At 45.0% G+C, this 218-nt stretch carries 1 pseudogene; it reads right to left on the bottom strand.

What is annotated here, in order from left to right:
- A pseudogene (locus tag QVP40_RS13285) lies at positions 1-218 on the bottom strand (aminopeptidase); the annotation flags it as partial.

Genomic DNA, 218 nt, shown 5'->3' with positions numbered 1-218 from the left:
ATACACGGTCATCCTGTCCATATCCGGTAACCATGCTTCTGTCCAGTCCGCAGTCTCTTGCTTTTCCTGCCGGAACTACCTCAAGCTCTGCAGAAAGGAAATCCTCTTCCTCCACATCATATTTTTCTTTCAGGATCCTGAGAATATTTTCTTTTACTGCCTCTTTCTTTTTGTCGTCATCCAGATCCTTCAGCGGTCTGCTTCCGATAAGAATGTCA

The organism is Blautia sp. CAG:257, assembly GCF_000433815.1.
Classification (GTDB): domain Bacteria; phylum Bacillota; class Clostridia; order Lachnospirales; family Lachnospiraceae; genus Blautia_A; species Blautia_A caecimuris.
The sequence above is the reverse complement of the archived record's forward strand: the minus strand, read 5'-3'. Positions and strand labels throughout refer to the sequence as shown.